Raw genomic sequence first — 14,223 nt, 5'->3', positions numbered from 1 at the left:
TCCCGGAACAGTTGCACTGATCGGTCTTGTTTACGATCTAACTCTCTGTCAGGATCGCTCCTCCTTCAACTCAGGAGTACCTGTAATGACTTTCCAAGTCGGTGGTTTTGTTCTGGAAGTGGGTGTCTGGATGCTGTATGTCCGAGTCCCGGCTGTTGGTGAAGTGTGCTGGACGCCTCAGTTCGGACTGACTGCTGACAGAGCGTAGGCTTAAGGCTGGTTATGGTTGAGGGGGTCATCGACTACCCTCTTCCTCTGGCCACGCATACACAACGGACGTAAAGCTATCTGAGTGCTTCCACACAAGCTCAAGGGTTCCCGTTTTCCAGTTCACAATAATGCGGTCGAACACCTGACGTAGAAGTGCGTTTGCTCGGGGGCGGTCGATGGTCTCCGCCTTAAGAGCCTCGCCCATCTCATCTATCCTTTTTTCGACAAGGAGACTTGACGCAATCACATACCGCTCATGCAACTCCTTCTCCTCAAGCTTCAGGCTGTCCAGTGCAACTTCGTACTCTTTAAGCCTGTTAAGCAAGGCTGATGATGGGGAGGCAGAGATTGCATCTACGAGGTTAGCGATGTGATCCCGCAAGCCATCACTCTGAGCCTTCACGTCCGCCAGCTTTCCATCGAGGTCACTGGCACCCGATGGAGCAGTCCCCGTAATGAACGAGACATTAGAGATTAGCGCATCCTCTACGTCTTCCTGACGGATGGTGCGATAAGTGCAACCGGCACCGATCTTTGCACGAGAGCAAACCAAGAAGGGCTTACCGGCTTTCTTGACTGCCCCCTTTTGCACTCGGGTCATTGAGGCACCGCAACAGGGGCATCTACTAAGACCAGCAACCAGATTGGCAATTACTACTCCCCCTCGCGCTCTCGGCCCGCCCTTAATACTCCTCATCGCCTGAACCCGCTCGAACATCTCGGAATCAACAACTGCGGGATAGTAGTTCTCGATTGGGTCGAGGGGCTTCCTGACGTTCTTTCCGTCTTCATGCGTGCTTAGGTGAGGAACAAGAACACCTATTACGCTCGGATTCTGAAGTATCTTCTTGACGTAGCTGCGATGCCAAATAGAGGCCCGACCAAAGGGAGGAATACCTTCATTGTTAAAGGTGACTGCTATCCGTTCGTATCCAACCCCTGCTAAGGTCATATCGAATATTCGTTGAACCACAACATCTCGACCTTCGATTACTTGGAAAGAACCGGCCGCTTTATCTAGCCTCAGCCATGCGGGACAGACAGAAGTTAGTGGCCTCTCCCGGATGCTTGCTCGCTTTCCCTCCCATGCGGCCTTTAGACGACGGGCCTTCGTTGCACTCTCTTCGTTTGCCCTCATGAACAACATGATTGCCACCATCAAATCTATTGGGCGTTCATCGAGAGACTGTTCGGTGTAGGTCTTGCCGTCGTTCAAGGTAACGACCGTGATCCCTTCTTGAATGATGTCCTCTAGGACGCGCAAAGCCCTTCTTGGAACCAGTCGGCTCAGGCGGTCGAGAGCCTCAACTAGAAGGAATGATCCCCGCGGCACCGCGCCCGCCTGGACACCTTCGAGGAACTCGGAAAGCATCCCTGCCTCCGCGTTCTGTCCCCGAAATGCAGAGACCCCAAGATCGTGAAAGGTAAGCTGATCGTCTAGTTCAAGTCCATGCTTCGCGGCGTACTCCTCGGCCATGCTGGTCTGTCGGCGGAAGCTGTCGCCCCGCATCTGCTCGGGCGTGGAGAACCTTAGGTAGCTGAAGGCTTTGACCGATTTGTTAGGGGGTTTCATACGACTCTCTGAGGGGTTAGAGGTCTATTGTATATAACGTGCTGCTGTTCGGGCCGCCCGGCACCGGCAAGTCGATGCTTGCGCAGCGCCTGCCCGGTCTGTTGCCTCCACTGGACGAAGCGCAGGCCGTGGCCACCGCGGCCGTGCAGTCCATTGAGGGCAGCTTCGACCCGGCGCGCTGGCGCCAGCGCCCTTTTCGCGCTCCGCATCACTCGGCATCCGTGCCGGCACTGGTCGGCGGTGGCACCGTGCCGCGGCCGGGTGAAATCAGCCTCGCGCATCACGGCGTGCTGTTTCTCGACGAACTGCCCGAGTTCGACCGACGCGTGCTCGAAGCCCTGCGGGAACCGCTGGAGACCGGCGCCATCACGGTTTCGCGCGCACAGCGGCGGGCAGAATTCCCGGCGCGATTCCAGCTCGTGGCAGCCATGAACCCCTGCCCCTGCGGCCAGCGCGGCAGCCCCAGGACACGTTGCCGTTGCACGCCCGAACAGGTCGCACGCTACATCGGCAAGCTGTCCGGCCCGCTGCTCGACCGGATGGACGTCTTGATCGAGGTGCCGGCGCTGGATGTGGCCGAACTCGAAAACGCGTCGCCAGGCGAAGACAGCGCCACCGTGGCGGCCCGGGTGCTGGCCGCGCGTGAGCGCCAGAGTGCGCGGCAAGGCTGCACCAATGCCGAACTGGCCCCGGCCGGAATCGACGCCCACTGCACGCCCGACGCGGCCGGGCGCGCGCTGCTTGCACAGGCGGTGGAGCGCCTTGGGCTTTCCGCACGGGGCTACCACCGCGTGCTCAAGGTCGCTCGCAGCATTGCCGACCTGGCCGGCGCGCCGGACGTCAGCGCAGCCCACATCGCAGAAGCCGTGCACTACCGCCGGACGCTGGATACGCGCTCCTGAGGGCGGGCCTGCGCCGGGCGGCACGACCGCGTCGACGACGTACATGAGAACGCTCGCCGGGCCGGGAAACTATCGGGACGGACACAGGGTCATTATCCTGTCTCCCTGCGCCGGACCTGCCGCGGCGCATCTTCCGGAACTCGCATGACGCTCTCTCCCGCCGGTCTGGCCACGCTGCTTGCTGCGCTGGCCGCCATCGGCCCCTTCTCGATCGACACCTATCTGCCGGCCTTTCCCGCCATGGGCGCCGAGCTGGGCGCCACGCAGATCGAAGTCCAGCAAACGCTGACTGCCTACATGCTGACGTTTGCCGTCATGGCCTTGTGGCATGGCGCACTGTCGGACGCCTTCGGGCGACGCCGCGTGATCATCGTGTCGACCAGCCTGTTCGGACTGGCCTCCCTGCTGTGCGCGCTGGCAACTTCAATCGAAGGGCTGTGGGTCGGGCGCGCGCTGCAGGGCATGAGCGCCGGCGCCGGCATGGTGGTCGGCCGCGCGGTGATCCGTGACCTGTTCGACGGCGCCCGCGCGCAGCGGCTGATGTCGCGCGTGATGATGATTTTCGGCATCGCACCGGCCGTGGCGCCGATGGTGGGTGGCGTCTTGCTGCTGCTCGCAGGCTGGCGTTCGATCTTTCTGTTCCTTGCCGCCTTTGCCGGAATACTGGCCTGGCTGAGCTGGCGCTTCCTGCCCGAAACCCTCCCGCCCGAATTGCGCCAATCCATGCATCCGGGGCGTCTCGCGCGCGCCTACGGCACGGTGCTGGGCAGCGGCGCCTTCCTGCTACTGGCCTTTGCCCTGGCCTTCAACTTCAACGGCTTCTTCGTGTTCGTGCTGTCGGCACCGGTGTTCATCATGGATCACCTGGGCCTCGGCCCGGAATCCTTCGGCTGGCTGTTCGTGCCGGCGGTTGCCGGCATGATCGGTGGCGCCTGGCTATCTGGACGGGTGGCGGGACGCTGGAACTGGCAGCGCACCATTGGCACCGGCTTTGTCGTGATGATCGCCGCCGTGTCATTCAACGTCGCGCACGCTGCCCTGTTTGCGCCGTCGCTGCCGTGGTCGGTACTGCCCGTGGCGATCTACACCTTCGGCATGGCACTGGCGATGCCCAGTCTGACGCTGCTGGTGCTGGATCTCTTCCCGGCGCGGCGCGGCCTGGCTTCGAGCTGCCAGAGCTTCACTCAGGTCGGGGTCAATGCCGTAACGGCCGGGGTTTCAGCGCCGCTGCTGTGGGCCTCGCCGCTGTCGCTGGGCGCGGGTGCGAGCGTGTTCGTGGCGCTGGGATTGCTGTGCTTTGTGGTGTGGGCGAGCCGCAGCCGCCCGTAGATCAGCGACTCAGCACTGCTCCCACGGCAAGCCGTCGTAGCGCCAGCCGCTGACGCTGCCGCGGTGGTGCTGTTCGTCCAGCTCACCTTCGAAGCCGTGCAGCACGTTGTAGACGTTGTGAAATCCCGCCTCGACCAACGCTTCGCCAGCCGTCACCGAGCGATTGCCGCTGCGGCAGATCAGCACCACCGGACGGTCGGTGCCGTGACCGGCAAGCTTCTTCACCTCGCCGACGAAATGCGGATTCACTTCCCAGTCCGGGCCGTCATTCCAGGAAATATGCGTGGCCCCCTTCGGGTGACCGACAAACAGATATTCGATCTCGCTGCGCACATCGATGAGCAGCGCTTCGGGATTGTCGTTGAGGAAGGCGTATGCCTCTTTGGGCGTGAGGTGTTTCATGCCGAGGTCTCCATCGCAAGATCGGCATATTAGCGTATTTTGTGCATACGCCCGACGCGCCCATGTGTACAAGCCCGGTTCAGCGGGTAGCTCGACCGAGCTTGAGCAGGCGCGAAGCGCGGTCGATCAGCACGGTCAAACCGACCATCGCAAGCAGGTAAGTGCCGGCACGTTCGAAGCGGAACCACTCGAAATTGAACGAAAACTGGAAACCCAGTCCGCCGACGCCGATCAGGCCCAGCACCACGGCCGCGCGGACATTGCTCTCGAACTGGAAGAAGGCGTAAGTCATCCAGTCTCGCCAGGCCAGCGGCACCGCCACAGCGCCGTAGGTGACCAGTCTGGACGCGCCGCTCACCGGCTCGAAACGGCTCAAGGGCAGGTTGTCCACCGCCTCGCCAAAGACACGCCCGAGCACGCCCAGAGTGTGCAGCGCAATCGCCAGCGTGCCGGCCACCAGGCCCGGCCCGAAGAAGGCAATCAGCAGAAACGCCCACATCACCTCGGGCACGCCGCGCGCCACCATCGCAGTGGCGCGTGCCGCAGCGAGTTGCACGGCACGCAGCCCGCGCAACCACCACGATGGCGTTTCGCCGGTAAAGCGCGGGGCGTGTAGCTGGAAGCTGGCCGAGTGCCAACGCGTCAGCACGACGGCCCCGGCAACGCCAAGCGCCGTGCCCACCACGGCAATGGCGAGCGGAATCGCTGCGGATTCGATCACCCGCCAGACGAAGGCCGGCTCCAGCACCGGTGAGAGCAGACGCTCGAAGAAGCGCAGGTTCTCCCACGCCTGACCGGTGAACAGTTCCAGCGCCGGCTCCAGGTGATTGCGCGGCGTGCCGTCCGGCGCAGCGCGATTGCCCCAACCCATGAACCACAGCGACCACAGTGTGACCAGTCCGGCGAAGCCGGCCGCCCACCAGGCAGCGCGCGGCGCGCGGATGGCCACCGCCTTGTCATCCAGCGGCCCGGCAACGGCGCAGGAGACCGGCGCGGCACTGCGATTCGGATCGCCGCGCAACTGGCGGCGGATGTAGTTGCTGGCCAGATCAGCCGTGAGCGTCAGCAGCAGCGTGAACAGGATCAAGGTGCCGACCTTGTCCCAGGCGCCGAAGCGGATCTGATACCAGATCTCGGCGCCCAGCCCACCGCCGCCGACCGCGCCGATCACGGCCGCGTTGCGGATCGCGCATTCGGCGCGCATCAGCGTAAAGGACAACACATTGCGCGAGGCCAGCGGGCGGATGCCGTACAGGAACGTGGCGACGCGCCCGCCGCCCAGCCCGCGCACCTGCGCGTAGCGATCTTCGGGCACGCTGTCCCACAGTTCGCTATAGACCTTGGCGAGGATGCCGGTAATGTTCAGCGCCAGCGCCAATGCGCCGGTGAGCGGGCCGAGCCCGATCATGGCCACCAGGATGATGGCCCATACAAAGTCCGGCACCGCGCGCAGCACGTCCTGGATCAGCCGGCACAGTGCGCACAATGCGGCCGTCGGGGAACGCAAGGGAAAGTGGCGCCACAGCCCTCGCGCGTTCTCCTCGCCAACGCACACCGCCCGGCTCGCGCCCATCGCCAGTGGCCAGGCCAGTACCACCGCCAGCGCCGTGCCGAGAATGGCCGCGGACAGCGTCTGCAGCGTCAGCTCCCAGCTTTGCGCCAGAAACTCCGCCGACAGATCCGGCGACAACAAGGCGCCAAGCCATGCGCCCATACGTTCCGCTGCGGCGGCACGGCGTGCAGCGTCGGTCAGTGCCGCAAGATCCCATTCCGCCGCAGCAAACGAGGCGACGATGGCCAGCAACACCGCCACGATGGCGACGAAATGCCCCCACGGTCGCTTTTCCTGCGGGTGGAGATGCGCGAGGACGTTCATGCCGGCAGCGCGATCTCGTCCAGATGCAGCGCGCGGTACTCGGCGCCGTAGAGCTCGCGCAACAGCCCCTGGGTCAGCTCGTCCGGGCGGCCTTGCCAGAACAGCTTGCCTTCGCGCAGCGCAATCACACGGTCGAAATTGCCCTGCAGCAAATCCAGCGTGTGGAGATTGACCAGCAACGTCACGCCATCGCGCGTGGCCAGTTCGGTGAGCAGGCCGATGATCTCGCGGCCCAGACGCAGGTCGAGCGCGCTCACCGGCTCGTCGGCCAGCACCAGCTTCGGCTGCTGGACGATCAGGCGCGCCACCGCAACCCGCTGTTGCTGCCCGCCGGAGAGTTCATCGGGCAAGGACCACAGGCGCTCAGACAACTCCACCCGCGCCAGCGCGCTGCGCGCGAGATCGATCTGCTGCGGCCACAGCAGCGACAGCAGCGCGCGCGGCAACCACCAGTGACCGAGCCGCCCCATCAGCACGTTGTGCACCACGCGCAGCTGCGGGATCAGATTGTCCTGCTGCTGCAGAAAGCCCAGCTCACGGCGCAGGCTGTCGAGCGCGTGACCACTCAATTTCCGCGTGTCCCGGCCGAGCGTGAAGGCCTCTCCGCGAACGGGTTTCACCAGCCCGGCAATGAGTCGGAACAGCGTGGTCTTGCCGGCGCCCGACGGCCCGATGACCGCCACGCGCTCGCCCGCTGCGATGTCGAGCGTGATGCCGTCGAGCACGGTCTTGCCGGCATAGGCGACGGAAGCGTCGGCGAGGCGGGCCGGGGAGTCCGAGGGGGGGTTCATGAGCTGTCCGGGAATCGTCGGGTATTCGTAGGAGAGCCTCGTAGGACGGAACAAGCGAAGCGCATTGCGCCGAACATGCGGCGGATGAAGCTGCGCTAATCCGCCCTACGAGAGATCCTTCGAGGACGGCTTAGCCGCCGATGTCGATGCCCGACTGCAGCAGCTCGACGTAGCCCTGCCATTCCGAAATGTCGGCTTCGATGAACTTGCCGGCCTTCAGATACTTGAGCACCTTGGCGCCGTTCGGGTCTTTCGCGTCCAGATCCAGCAGCGCGCTGCGCAGCGCGGCCAGCAGTGCCGGGCCGAGATCGGAGCGGGCGGTCAGCGCGTAGTTGGTGTAGGGCGGCGTCTTGTAGACGATCGGAGCCTTGGCCTTGAGTTCGGCACTGGCCTTGTCCCACGACGCGTAGTTGAGCGCGCCGACCTGGTGCGTGCCGTCGGCCACCATGCGCATCGTGACGTCGTGGCTGCCCGAGTACGCCACCGTGCGGAACACCTTCTCCGGGGCCTGTCCGGCCTGATCGAGGAAGTACTTGCGCGGCATCATGTGGCCCGAAGTACTGCTCTTGCTGCCGAAGGTGAAGCTCCAGCCTTGGCCAGAGGCGGCCTTGGCGAGCTCGCCGAGGTCGTTCACCGGCGCCAGGCCGATGGCCGGGTTGGCGATGAAGTAGCTGACAAAGCCCTTGTCGATGTCGCGGCAGCCGAGGATGGTGATGCCGTCGCCCATCTGCATGCGCGCCTGCGCCGTGGTGACGGCGCCCAGCCAGGCGACGTGCGCACGACCGGTGGCCAGCGCGGTGACGCTGGCGGCGTAGTTCTCGACGTGCATGTACTCGACTTCAATGCCGGCTTTCTCGCCGAGATATTTGGCCAATGCGCCGAAGTTTTCGCGCATGCGGTCGGCGTCGCCGTCGTCCGGAATGGCGGTGATGATGAGTTTCTTGGGGGCGGCCGCGCTGACCGAAACCGAGCCGAAAGTGGCAAAGGCCGCCAACGCGATGGCGGACAGCATGAAGCCTCTGCGTGAGGCAGATTTTTGGTGCATGGAATTCTCCCGTTGTCGGATCGGACTGCGTCCGGTCCAGCCACTCCGGTGCGGGATGCGCCGGGTTTAATGCCCGCCGAAGCGGTTGGTTTGCGGGCGGAGTTCTCCGCCGCCGGGCAGCCGATACGCAGATCAGCCTGAATTGCCCGTGAGGACGCGATTGTTCCCGTTCGTGACCGCGGGGGCAAGCTGCCTGACTTATCATGCGAGGCACAGAACCGTCCTGCGGGCCGCCGTGTCGAAGCAGTCCGCGCCCAGGAGCACGCCATGAGTACCCCCCCGCTTTCCGATCTGCGCAAGAGCTACGAACAGGGCAGTCTCGAAGACCACGAAGCCCTTGCAGACCCCTTCATTCAGTTCGAGGAATGGTTTGCCGACGCCATGAAGCGTGATGTGCCGGAACCCAACGCGATGACCGTCGCAACCGTCGGCGCCGATGGCCGCCCCTCGACGCGCATCGTGCTGATCAAGGGTTTCGACCAGCGCGGCGTCGTCTGGTACACCAACTACAACAGCCGCAAGGGCCGCGAACTGGCCGCCAATCCGTTTGCCGCGCTGCAGTTCCACTGGGTGGAACTCGAACGCGTAGTGCGTATCGAAGGCAGGGTAGAGAAAGTATCGGAGGAAGAGTCCGACGCTTACTTCGAGAGCCGCCCGCTCACCCACCGCATCGGTGCCTGGGCGTCACACCAGAGCGAGGCCATTCCCGATCGCAGCGTGATCGTCGCACGGGCTGCCGAATACGGCCTGAAGTTCGGCCTCAAGCCTCCGCGTCCGCCGCACTGGGGCGGCTACCGGCTAGTACCGGAATACTGGGAGTTCTGGCAGGGCCGCTCATCGCGTCTGCACGACCGCTTTGCGTGGACACTGGGTGAAGACGGAAACTGGTCGCGCGCACGCCTGTCACCCTGACCGACAGCCCACTACTTTGATTTGAAGGCCCTCTGGCCAATGAGGTTCACCATGAAAACCAAACTTTCCATGTGGCTGCTGGTGCTGGTAGCGCTGTTCGGTCTGAGTGGCTGCATCAGCTTCCAGACCCGCTTTGATGCCGAGAGCGAGCTGCTCGCCAAGCGCGGCGCGCCAAGTCATGTCTGGAAGAACGAGGACGGCACACGCACGCTGGAATATTCCACCCAACCGATGGGCGAAACCTGCTGGATGTATACGGTCGACGCAACGGGCCGCGTGATCGAGCAATTCGACGCACTGGATCACCGTAACCACGGCCGCGTTAAAGCCGGCATGACGGTCGAACAGGTACAACGCACGCTTGGCGCACACCGCAGCATCGAGCGCTTCCCGCGCATGAATGAAGAAGTGTGGGACTGGAATGTCCCCAATCCTTATCCGGGCATCATGGCCACCTACCTCAACGTGCACTTCATTGAGGGTAAGGTAGATCGCACCAGCTACACCTACGTCTATTACAACGGCAACGACGGGTACAGCATGTTCGGGCCACGCTTCGGTTACGGTATCGGCATGGGCTTCGGCCACGGCCACGCCTATCCCTACGGCCACTTCGGCTACGGCTCACCGCGCTTCGGCTGGTTCGGGCATTACGGCTGGTAAGCGCTTGTTTTGCATGCCGGCGCGGCTCCCGGTAAACTGCGCGGCTTGCTGAGGAGCGCTGCGACCCGACGCTGACGAAATCACGTCGCCGGGCCAGGCTCAGCAACCGAACAACGGCGCTCGCAGACCCTTTCCCGGGGCTGTGGCGCCGTTTCCTTTTGCAGCGCGCCTCCCGGCCCATGATTTGCCCGAGGTAAGAAGACGCATGCAGCCCGACCGTACCGAAGAACTCCGCGCCTTGATGGCTGAACGCATCCTCGTGCTCGATGGCGGCACGGGCACGATGATTCAGCAATACAAGCTGAACGAGCGGCAGTACCGCGGCGAGGGCATCACCGACCGCTTCATGGCGCACCCGCGCGACCTCAAGGGCAACAACGACCTGCTGGTCATCACGCGGCCCGAGGTCATCACCGAGATTCACCGCGGCTACCTCGATGCCGGCGCCGACATCATCGAGACCAACACCTTCAACGGCACTCGCGTGTCGCAGGCCGAATACGGGCTCGAAGACCTCGCCTGGGAGATCAACTTCGAAGGCACGCGTCTGGCGCGCCAGATCGCCGACGAATACACCGCCAAGAATCCCGCCAAGCCGCGCTTCGTGGCCGCCGTGCTGGGCCCCACCTCGCGCACGCTGTCGATCTCGCCGGACGTGAACGACCCCGGTTTCCGCAACATCAGCTTTGAAGCGCTGCTCGACGATTACTACGACTCCGCCAAGGCGCTGGTCGAAGGCGGCGCGGACATCATCCTGATCGAGACGGTGTTCGACACGCTCAACGCCAAGGTCGCCATCTTTGCGGTGGAAAAGCTCTTCACCGACCTCGGCCAGCGCCTGCCGGTGATGATCTCCGGCACCATCACCGATGCCTCCGGCCGCACGCTGTCCGGCCAGACGGCCGAGGCTTTCTGGAACTCGCTGGCACACGCCAAGCCGATTTCCATGGGGCTGAACTGTGCGCTGGGCGCCAAGGAGCTGCGCCAGTACGTCGAAGAGCTCTCCAACATCTGCGACACCTATGTGTCGGCCCACCCCAACGCCGGCCTGCCCAATCCGCTGGCGCCCACCGGCTACGACGAAACGCCGGAAGAGCTTTCTGCCGCCATCCGCGAATGGGCTGAATCCGGCCTGCTCAACATCGTCGGCGGCTGCTGTGGCACCACGCCCGAGCACATCGCCGCCGTGGCCGAAGCGGTCAAGGGGCTGGCACCGCGCAAGGTGCCGGACATTGAGAAAAAATGCCGCCTGTCGGGCCTGGAGCCCTTCAACATCGCGGACGATTCGATGTTCGTGAACGTCGGCGAACGCACCAACGTCACCGGCTCGCGCGCCTTCGCCCGCATGATTCTCGAAGACCGCTTCGACGACGCGCTGGCCGTCGCCCGCCAGCAGGTCGAGAACGGCGCGCAGGTCATCGACATCAACATGGACGAGGCCATGCTCGACTCCAAGGCCGCGATGGAGCGCTTCCTCAAGCTCATCGCGACCGAGCCGGACATCTCGCGCGTGCCGATCATGATCGATTCGTCCAAGTGGGACGTGATCGAGGCCGGCCTCAAGTGCATCCAGGGCAAGGGCATCGTCAACTCCATCTCGATGAAAGAGGGCGAGGCCGAGTTCCTGCGCCAGGCGCGCCTGTGCCGCCAGTACGGCGCGGCCGTCATCGTCATGGCCTTCGACGAGCAGGGCCAGGCCGACACCTTCGCGCGCAAGACCGAGATCTGCGCGCGGGCCTACAAGCTGCTCACCGACATCGGCTTCCCGCCCGAAGACATCATCTTCGACCCCAACATCTTCGCCATCGCCACCGGTATCGAAGAGCACGACAACTACGCCGTCGACTTCATCCAGGCCGTGGCGTGGATTCGCCAGAACCTGCCGCACGCCAAGATCAGCGGTGGCGTGTCCAACGTCAGCTTCAGCTTCCGCGGCAACGAGCCGGTGCGCGAGGCCATCCACACCGTCTTCCTGTATCACGCCGTCAAAGCCGGCATGACCATGGGCATCGTCAACGCCGGCATGCTCGGCGTGTATGACGACCTCGACCCGGCGCTGCGCGAAGTGGTGGAAGACGTGGTGCTCAATCGCCGCCCCGGCGCGGGCGATGCGCTGGTGGACATCGCCCAGTCGGTCAAAGGCAAGGCCAAGGACAGCGGGCCGGATCTAACCTGGCGCGAAATGCCGGTCGAAAAGCGCCTGAGCCATGCGCTGGTGAAAGGCATCACCGAATACGTCGTGGCCGACACCGAAGAAGTGCGCGCCAAGCTGGAGGCCGAAGGCAAGCCGCCGCTGGCCGTCATCGAAGGCCCGCTGATGGACGGCATGAGCGTGGTCGGCGACCTTTTCGGCGCGGGCAAGATGTTCCTGCCGCAGGTGGTCAAATCCGCCCGCGTCATGAAAACCGCCGTGGCCCACCTGATCCCCTACATCGAGGCCGAAAAGCTGCGCACCGGCTCGCAAGCCAAGGGCCGCATCATCATGGCCACGGTCAAGGGCGACGTGCACGACATCGGCAAGAACATTGTCGGCGTGGTGCTGGGCTGTAACGGCTACGAGGTCATCGACCTCGGCGTGATGGTGCCGTGCGAGAAGATTCTCACCGCCGCCAAGGAACACGGCGCCCAGGCCATCGGCCTGTCCGGCCTCATCACCCCGTCGCTGGAAGAAATGAGCCACGTCGCGGCCGAGATGAAACGCCAGGGCTTCGACCTGCCGCTGCTCATCGGCGGCGCCACCACCAGCCGCGCCCACACCGCCATCAAGATCGCCCCGCACTACGACAACGCCGTGGTCTACGTGCCGGATGCTTCACGCGCCGTGGGCGTGGTCACCACCTTGCTGTCGCAAGGCCAGAGCGCGTCGTACAAGGCCGAGCTGGCCGCCGACTACGCCAAGATCCGCGAACAGCACGCCAACAAGAAAGGCCTCACGCTGGTCAAGCTCCAGGCCGCGCGCGACAACCGCTACCGCTGGAACAGTGTCGAAGGCTACGTGCCGCCCAAGCCCGCAAAACTCGGCATCCAGGCCATTGATGTGCCGCTTGAAGCGCTGGTGGACTACATCGACTGGGCGCCGTTCTTCCAGACCTGGGATCTGGCCGGCAGCTACCCCAAGATTCTCGACGACGAGGTCGTCGGCGAAACCGCCCGCAACGTGCTCAAAGACGGCAAAGCCTTGCTCGACCAGATCGTGCAGGGCAAATGGCTGCAGGCCCGCGCCGTGCTCGGCCTGTTCCCGGCCAACACCGTCGGCCATGACGACATCGAAATCTACGAGACCGAAGCGCGCGACAAACCGCTGATGACCTGGCACGGCCTGCGCCAGCAACACGAGCGCCCGGACAGCAAACCGCACTGGTGCCTGGCGGACTTCATCGCCGATAAAGACTCGGGCGTGCCCGACTACATCGGCGCCTTCGCCTGCACCGCCGGCATCGGCATCGAACCGCATCTGGAACGCTTCGAAGCCGAGCACGACGACTACCACGCCATCATGCTCAAAGCCATCGCCGACCGCCTCGCCGAAGCCTGCGCCGAATGGCTGCACGCCCGCGTCCGCAAAGAGCATTGGGCCTACGTCCCCGACGAAGCCCTGCCCAACGAAGACCTCATCAAAGAAGCCTACCGCGGCATCCGCCCGGCCCCCGGCTACCCCGCCTGCCCGGACCACACCGTGAAGGGCGATCTCTTCAAACTGCTGGACGCCCCGCACAACGCCGGCATGACGCTCACCGAGAGCTTCGCCATGCTGCCCACGGCCGCGGTGTCGGGCTTCTACTTTGCCCACCCCGAGAGCCACTACTTCGCCGTGCCGAAGATTGCGGGGGATCAGTTGGATGACTGGGCAGCGCGAACGGGGATGAGTGGGCAGGAAGCACAACGATGGTTGGCGCCGTTGCTGTAAGCCTCAGCACTAAACGCACGTAACGCCCCTCGCCGTCATTGCGAGGCGGAAGGCCGCGGCAGCCTCAACTCATTGAGGCTGCCGCGGCTTTTTTCTCGACTCATGATTATTGACTGTTGGTGTGGAGTCGCAGGCATGCCAACATTCAACTTCCCGAATACCGGCGGCAGTCAGGCATGCAGCATTCAGTGCAACACGTTTCGCCCTAAGCGAACTACGCGGCGTTTAGTCCCGCCATTACAACTTTGAGTATATTGGTGTAAGAATAAGGGGTTAACCTTATGGGTCTAAGTGCTAAGCTATTTTTTGACAACAGCGAGAACGAAACACTCTTTACGCGCATTTCGTTGACGCGTGGCCAACTGAAGGACGCAAGAGCGAAGAAAGATAATCTGCTTGAGCTAATTAAGCCTGAGCTTTCCACCTCACTAGAAGTTCCTGTCAAGCACTGGATTCAAGGGTCTTATAAGAATCACACTCTTATAAGACCAATACAAAAAGGCGATGTGACCTGCCCCCAGTTTTAGTACCGCTGCCTACTTAGTAGGCCCTGGGGTTGAGATGAGTGTTTCTTCCTTTTGTTGCTGCTTCCCGGCGCGCCAGTTGGCGGCAA

General features: G+C 63.5%; 9 protein-coding genes, 1 pseudogene and 1 riboswitch. Of the genes and pseudogenes, 5 read left to right on the top strand and 5 right to left on the bottom strand.

Annotation, left to right across the window (positions count from 1 at the left end; genetic code table 11):
• Window positions 1-235: 235 nt before the first annotated feature.
• Entirely contained in the window at window positions 236-1,783 is a 1,548-nt protein-coding gene (locus AC6H0R_RS07150) for a recombinase family protein (RefSeq protein WP_497580667.1), read from the bottom strand.
• A gap of 32 nt (window positions 1,784-1,815) precedes the next feature.
• On the opposite strand from AC6H0R_RS07150, the pseudogene AC6H0R_RS07145 reads away from it, so the two are divergent.
• A pseudogene (locus tag AC6H0R_RS07145) lies at window positions 1,816-2,685 on the top strand (YifB family Mg chelatase-like AAA ATPase); the annotation flags it as partial.
• Window positions 2,686-2,829: 144 nt separating this feature from the next.
• A complete protein-coding gene (locus AC6H0R_RS07140; RefSeq protein ID WP_497580666.1) occupies window positions 2,830-4,014 on the top strand; it encodes a multidrug effflux MFS transporter in 1,185 nt (394 codons plus the stop codon).
• Between the two features lie 9 nt (window positions 4,015-4,023).
• Here the strand turns inward: AC6H0R_RS07140 and AC6H0R_RS07135 are convergent, their stop codons facing one another.
• The 4 genes from AC6H0R_RS07135 to phnD all read right to left on the bottom strand — a co-directional run bounded on the left by AC6H0R_RS07135 (window position 4,024) and on the right by phnD (window position 8,128).
• Window positions 4,024-4,416: a rhodanese-like domain-containing protein gene (locus AC6H0R_RS07135; protein ID WP_497580665.1), complete on the bottom strand. Its 393-nt coding sequence runs from the start codon at window positions 4,414-4,416 to the stop codon at window positions 4,024-4,026.
• Between the two features lie 79 nt (window positions 4,417-4,495).
• Complete coding sequence (locus AC6H0R_RS07130) at window positions 4,496-6,292, bottom strand: PhnE/PtxC family ABC transporter permease (protein ID WP_497580664.1); 1,797 nt, start codon at window positions 6,290-6,292, stop codon at window positions 4,496-4,498.
• Window positions 6,289-7,083, bottom strand: coding sequence for a phosphonate ABC transporter ATP-binding protein (locus AC6H0R_RS07125; protein ID WP_497580663.1), 795 nt, complete (start codon window positions 7,081-7,083; stop codon window positions 6,289-6,291). The genes AC6H0R_RS07130 and AC6H0R_RS07125 overlap by 4 nt, the downstream gene beginning before the upstream one ends.
• A 130-nt stretch (window positions 7,084-7,213) precedes the next feature.
• Entirely contained in the window at window positions 7,214-8,128 is a 915-nt protein-coding gene (gene phnD, locus AC6H0R_RS07120) for a phosphate/phosphite/phosphonate ABC transporter substrate-binding protein (RefSeq protein ID WP_497580662.1), read from the bottom strand.
• Window positions 8,129-8,395: 267 nt separating this feature from the next.
• Here phnD and pdxH point away from each other — a divergent pair, with 267 nt between their 5' ends.
• From pdxH to metH, 3 genes are all read left to right on the top strand, one after another.
• Entirely contained in the window at window positions 8,396-9,040 is a 645-nt protein-coding gene (pdxH, locus tag AC6H0R_RS07115; protein ID WP_497580661.1) for a pyridoxamine 5'-phosphate oxidase, read from the top strand.
• A gap of 51 nt (window positions 9,041-9,091) precedes the next feature.
• Complete coding sequence (locus AC6H0R_RS07110) at window positions 9,092-9,703, top strand: hypothetical protein (protein ID WP_497580660.1); 612 nt, start codon at window positions 9,092-9,094, stop codon at window positions 9,701-9,703.
• A gap of 44 nt (window positions 9,704-9,747) precedes the next feature.
• Window positions 9,748-9,832: riboswitch (S-adenosyl-L-homocysteine riboswitch) on the top strand.
• Window positions 9,833-9,908: 76 nt separating this feature from the next.
• Complete coding sequence (gene metH / locus AC6H0R_RS07105) at window positions 9,909-13,610, top strand: methionine synthase (protein ID WP_497580659.1); 3,702 nt, start codon at window positions 9,909-9,911, stop codon at window positions 13,608-13,610.
• Window positions 13,611-14,223 lie beyond the last annotated feature (613 nt).

This window comes from Pseudazoarcus sp. NS36 (genome assembly GCF_059703705.1).
The sequence above is the reverse complement of the archived record's forward strand: the minus strand, read 5'-3'. Positions and strand labels throughout refer to the sequence as shown.

Coding starts and splice junctions, on each gene's coding strand:
- AC6H0R_RS07150 (WP_497580667.1), bottom strand. CDS start 1,783: ATGAAACCCCCTAACAAATCGGTCAAAGCCTTCAGCTACCTAAGGTTC.
- AC6H0R_RS07140 (WP_497580666.1), top strand. CDS start 2,830: ATGACGCTCTCTCCCGCCGGTCTGGCCACGCTGCTTGCTGCGCTGGCC.
- AC6H0R_RS07135 (WP_497580665.1), bottom strand. CDS start 4,416: ATGAAACACCTCACGCCCAAAGAGGCATACGCCTTCCTCAACGACAAT.
- AC6H0R_RS07130 (WP_497580664.1), bottom strand. CDS start 6,292: ATGAACGTCCTCGCGCATCTCCACCCGCAGGAAAAGCGACCGTGGGGG.
- AC6H0R_RS07125 (WP_497580663.1), bottom strand. CDS start 7,083: ATGAACCCCCCCTCGGACTCCCCGGCCCGCCTCGCCGACGCTTCCGTC.
- phnD (WP_497580662.1), bottom strand. CDS start 8,128: ATGCACCAAAAATCTGCCTCACGCAGAGGCTTCATGCTGTCCGCCATC.
- pdxH (WP_497580661.1), top strand. CDS start 8,396: ATGAGTACCCCCCCGCTTTCCGATCTGCGCAAGAGCTACGAACAGGGC.
- AC6H0R_RS07110 (WP_497580660.1), top strand. CDS start 9,092: ATGAAAACCAAACTTTCCATGTGGCTGCTGGTGCTGGTAGCGCTGTTC.
- metH (WP_497580659.1), top strand. CDS start 9,909: ATGCAGCCCGACCGTACCGAAGAACTCCGCGCCTTGATGGCTGAACGC.